This window comes from candidate division KSB1 bacterium, from assembly GCA_022562085.1.
Taxonomy (GTDB): domain Bacteria; phylum Zhuqueibacterota; class Zhuqueibacteria; order Oceanimicrobiales; family Oceanimicrobiaceae; genus Oceanimicrobium.
In genome coordinates, this window is the sequence record JADFPY010000325.1 from 1 (window position 1) to 5,093 (window position 5,093).

Genomic DNA, 5,093 nt, shown 5'->3' on the forward strand with positions numbered 1-5,093 from the left:
TGTTCCGACGGAAGCCGGACGTAAAGTCCTCAAGCAGTTTCTGGAGCGGTACTATCTGGCTTTGCGCGTATTCGATCATTATCATGCGGTCGACCCGGAATCAAGTGAATTTGCCATGAGCAAGCGTTTGGAGATGGATGATGACGAATATGAGCGCTATCAGGCCCAGGAGCGTTTTGTTGACTATCGCGTGCCCGTTCTGGAATACAAAAACGACTTGCAATCTGACTCCAAGAAGCAGATAGATGTACTTGAAATTGTTTTTATGACTTTCGCCGAGCGTGGCTATTTCATGGAAGACTATGGCGGCAAATCCTGGCAATACAATCTGGTTTCGGGTGAATCTTCTGTCTGGCAGGAGATTCTGGAGATCTGTAACAATCCTGATAATGACTGGCGTGAGATGGGATTCGAAGATCCGGAAAGCGGCGAGTGGGTTGAGCCGAAAACGGTTGTGGAAAACATTGTCGCCGCGGGTAATGACGTCATGGTCAAGCTCATTGAGGAGGCAGAAGCCAACGAAAGTGACGAAGAAGACGATGAGGGCGGCGGTGGAGGGGACGACACCGTTGAGGAGGTTATTGTTGAACAATATTATCCGGGTTCTTACTATACTCCATGGTGGGACCCGTTTTACATTGCTCCGCTTTTTTGGTATGATCCGTACTACTATTATTGGTAGGGGGTGCACCGGTGCTTTTATTTTTAAGGGGCTCTGTTCTACACAGGAGTGACCAGCCAGCTTGGTTTTGGCTAAGAAAATCACGTAAGATTGAGGTTGATAATTTTACAAAGGCCGCCATAGAATTAGGATTTTGTGTTGATTTGAGTGGGCAAACATCGTTAATTATAATTAGTGTCTGAACAAAATTCGACGGCTAGTGCTACCTAAATTGAGCGATTAGCCTTTGGCTGTTGGCTTTTAGCTCTTTAATTGCCAAGCAGATAGCATCTTTTTATGAAATCACGTTTGGGTGATCCAATTTGAGGTCTATTTATAAAAAACAATTAGCTAATGGCTAAATGCTAAAAGCCTGTCTGCGTGCATTCTTTCGCACAGGCAGGCCAATCGCGTTTTTTAGGTGTCATTGAAACTAAATTATTCATTAACATGGGATAAATAAAATGAAGAAGTTTTCCAAAGTACTGTTTGGAACCTGTTGGGTTCTTGTGTTACTGCTTTTCTCCTCCGGATGTGAGAATTCGAGGGATTCTATTAATGTGCAGGTCGAGGCCGTGGCAGGCACGGCTGATCAAGGGCTTGATCTGGAAGCTTTGGGTGTGTTGGCAGGCCAATCAAAAGACGCTGAGGAATTTGAGAAGAAACTGAATCAAAAGGGTGGCGTCAATAACCTGGATCTCGATCAGGATGGCAAAGTAGAGTTCCTGAAAGTGGAATCGGAAGATGAGGGCGCTACCAAAGTCCTCCGTATTACCGCTGTCCTTTCGGAATCCGGCGAGAATCAACATGTGGCCGATATTCAAGTTGAGCGTGAGGGGCAAACCGAAACGGCTAATGTTCAGATCCAGGGCAATGAGAATATCTACGGGCGTAACGCCTACCATCACAGCCATTTCGGTTTCGGCGATTATTTGATGCTGCGCTGGATGTTCGGTGGTTTTTACCGGCCCTATTACTCACCTTTTGGTTTTGGCTTCTATCCCCGCTATCACGGTTTTTATCGCCCGGTACCTTATGGTGCCTATGCCGGACGCGCCAGAACCATTACCCGTTCAAGTTCGGGTCAACGGTTTAGCAAGTCGAATAGCAATCGCCTTAGCTCAAATCCAAGTAGCAGAGGGAAGGCTTCGTCGTCTAAAGTTTCTTCTCAGATGAAGAACCCGACCAGAAGTCAGGCGGCATTTCGGCAAACCAAGCAAAGAGCCGCCAGGAGTCGTGCATCAGGCTTTGGTCGTCGATCTAGCGGTCGTTTCGGTGGCAGGCGGGGCAAGTAAGGTAGGAGATTCTGTTGCATGACTTTTTATAGGAGTCGTGTGTTCTTGAAAGTCCCAGATGACGGGCGCAATGTACCCGTCTTTGGCCAAATTCTCAATTGAAAGGGAGGCATTTTGAATATGGAAACTTTTTTTGATGTAAGTTGGCTTCACGTCGGGGCATTTGGTTTAGAAGCCTTTTTGTTGCTGGTGATCGGCAATCGTCTTTATGATCTGACGACCAAATTTGATGATGAAAAACTCATCACGGGTGACGCGAAAAACTTTGCAGTAGCTTTGCGGACGGTCTATCTGACCGCTTACGCCCTGGGGTTATCAGGCCCACTTCTGGGCTCCACAGATGAGCTGATGTATGGGTTACCCCTGGTCGATATGGGTTGGATGGCGGTCGATGCTGGTTTGATTTTTGTGGCTTTGATGATATCCGGTTTTGTCAGCAGCCGTGTTCTGCTACGGGGCATAAACAATGATGAGCATGTCGAGAAAGGCAATTTAGCGGTTGCTGCATTGGAGGCCGGAAACTACCTGGCCGTCGGACTCATTCTCAAAGAAGCTTTTACCTTTAACGGCGATATGAGTTATATCGACGCGGCCGTCTTCTTTGTTTGCGGTCAAGTGACACTCATTGTTTTCTTCTGGATTTACGAGGCGATTACCTCTTTTCAAGTCAAAGAGGAGATCAAAGATGGCAATACCTCTGCGGGCATAGTGGCCGGGGCGATGCTGCTTGCGCTTGGCATTGTTATCGCAGGTGCCATCAGTGGCCCATTTGTCGACTTGACCACCGACCTTCTGCTTATCGCGAAAGCTTCGACTCAAGGAATTGTCATGCTGTTGGCCATTAGGCTTCTTTCGAGTAAATTTATCCTGAGAACAACCAATATTAAGCATGAAATTGTCACTGACCAAAATCACGCAGCAGCCTTAAAGCACGCGTTTGCTTTGGTCGCTATGGCCATCGTCACCAGAGCCATCATTTTTTGATGCGGCTCTGTCGTCGATTCCCTCTAAGGATTGGTGCCGTTATAAGGTGATAGATAGCCATCTATGACTTCTCAAATAGATACTGTTAGAGCGAAGGATGCCACCTACGCACAATTATTGATCCGGACATCCATGCTTTTTACCGGCATCTGTGGTGTAGTGTTCGAGTGTGTTCTGGCAGGCGCGGCAACCCGCTTGTTTGGTAACTCCGATGTTGAATGGGCAAAAACCCTGACCTTCTTGTTTTTTGGGATGGGATTGGCAACATGGGGCCAGCGATATTATTTGAGGAAGACCGAGCTTTCGCAAGCAAAGTTCATGAATCTTATCCGGGCCTTTATCACCATCGAAATAACATTGGCTGTTGCCGGTTCAATCGCGGTCCAGGTGCTTTTTGTGGGCAATGCTTATATACCGGAAGAAATTTATCTAATACGATTCCTTTTTACATTCGGTATTGGTCTTTTGATCGGCGCAGAAATCCCGTTGGCACAACGGGTGAATGAATACTATGCTCAACTGGCAGAGAATATCGCTGATACAAATGCATGGGATTACATCGGCTCGGGCATTGGTGGCTGGCTCTTCTATTCGGTCCTACTGTATGCATTTCGATTTGAACAAATCGGTTATGTTGCAGGGGCTCTCAACTTTGTGGTTGCGGGCATGACCTTCTGGTTTTTTAAGCGGCAAAAGATGGTGGAACGACCGCTGAAACTACAACTGGTTTTCGCCATTGTTACAATAATATTGATAGGCGGCTACGCTGCGGCACCCCACCTTGTTTATTCCTTGCAACAGAAATTCTACACCGATCCCATCGTTTATATCGAAAACACGGGCAAACAAATTGTTGCGGTCACGAAGAATGCACGATCCGGGCACGCGACTCTGATTTATGATACCTACTTTCAACAGGCTTCACAACTGAATAAGGGAAGATACACGGACCGCATGGCCCTCTATCCGACGCTGTTATGTAATCTCTACCATCAAAGCATTGGGGTTCCGGAGTATAAGTTGGACGTCGCAATCTTTGGGGGCGGCGACGGCTTAGTGGCTAATGTTCTCACCAAAGTATCCTTTGTTAATTCGATAACTTTGGTTGAGTACGATCCTGCCGTCATCAGGATCTGTTCAACTCAGCGGGATATGCTGGCCTGGAATGATAGTGTGTATCACCGGGCGAAGAATTTACACGTCCTGAAATCCGGAGTATTGTTCCCGGGAGAGCCGTTGCCACATGTTGCGGAGCTCGGGCGACCGGGAGAATTTGGCTATGATTCTCTACAAATCGCACTGTTGCCTGAGCAGAGGGTCGACTATCACGGCACAGACGAGCAGTTTCGCAACCCGGAATTGATCGTTGTTAATCACGATGCCAATCTTTTTGCTCGAGATATCAAACAAAAGTATGACGTGATCATCATGGATTATCCGGACCCGCGCACCCTGCCTTTGTCAATTCTCTACACCGTTGAGTCATTTCATCGTGTTCGGCGTGTCCTGAAAAAAGGCGGTGTTATTATTACCCAGGCCACATCGCCACTGCATTCCAAGGATGTCTTCTTGTGCATTAATAATACCATGAAGGCAGTCGGTTTTAAGACGATTCCTCTAAAAGCAGAAGTACCATCGTTTACCGGGGGTCATTGGGGCTGGATCATAGGGCATTTTTATGCAGATGATCTCATCGCCGGGCTGTTGGAGAAATTTGATAAGTTAGAACAATTTCCCGTTGCGACAGAATACTTACAACCTGCAAATTTTCAACATGATCGCTATTTCACCCGGCAAGATCTGACCGCCGACAAATATGAAGGCGCGGTGAATACGTTCAGCGGCCTCGAAATCTTCGAAATAAACGAGGACAAGGATGTTTCGTGGAGTATTCTGAACTAGTGTAGTGTGATTCCTAAATAACGTGCGTAATTATGTGCTCCTACAAAGGACCGCAAAATCTGTCTTCGAGCCTGTCATTCTCGAATCGTTTTACTACGGAAGCTTAGAAAATGAACATATTCCTGTTTCTGGGGCGACTGCGTCGACGGATGGTGCTGACCGCTAGCAAAACCGCATTGCTGCGCTCCGTTTTTCTGCTGGCCATTGGATTTATTTTCCACATGATTTGTTATCGCATCTTTGAACAAGTA

The 5,093-nt window shown here is 46.9% G+C and carries 4 protein-coding genes; all 4 read left to right on the forward strand.

Annotation, left to right across the window (positions count from 1 at the left end; genetic code table 11):
• The coding region (locus tag IH879_19315; protein MCH7677077.1) for a hypothetical protein at nucleotides 1-682 on the forward strand (682 nt) is incomplete at its 5' end.
• A 443-nt stretch (nucleotides 683-1,125) separates the two neighbouring features.
• Complete coding sequence (locus tag IH879_19320) at nucleotides 1,126-1,956, forward strand: hypothetical protein (GenBank protein ID MCH7677078.1); 831 nt, start codon at nucleotides 1,126-1,128, stop codon at nucleotides 1,954-1,956.
• A 120-nt stretch (nucleotides 1,957-2,076) separates the two neighbouring features.
• Nucleotides 2,077-2,940, forward strand: coding sequence for a DUF350 domain-containing protein (locus tag IH879_19325; GenBank protein MCH7677079.1), 864 nt, complete (start codon nucleotides 2,077-2,079; stop codon nucleotides 2,938-2,940).
• Nucleotides 2,941-3,003: 63 nt separating this feature from the next.
• The gene (locus tag IH879_19330; protein MCH7677080.1) at nucleotides 3,004-4,842 is read left to right on the forward strand and encodes a hypothetical protein; all 1,839 of its coding nucleotides are present in this window, start codon (nucleotides 3,004-3,006) and stop codon (nucleotides 4,840-4,842) included.
• Nucleotides 4,843-5,093 lie beyond the last annotated feature (251 nt).

What these genes read in the sequence shown, in the direction of transcription:
- IH879_19320 (MCH7677078.1), top strand. Translation starts at nt 1,126, where the DNA reads ATGAAGAAGTTTTCCAAAGTACTGTTTGGAACCTGTTGGGTTCTTGTG.
- IH879_19325 (MCH7677079.1), top strand. Translation starts at nt 2,077, where the DNA reads ATGGAAACTTTTTTTGATGTAAGTTGGCTTCACGTCGGGGCATTTGGT.
- IH879_19330 (MCH7677080.1), top strand. Translation starts at nt 3,004, where the DNA reads ATGACTTCTCAAATAGATACTGTTAGAGCGAAGGATGCCACCTACGCA.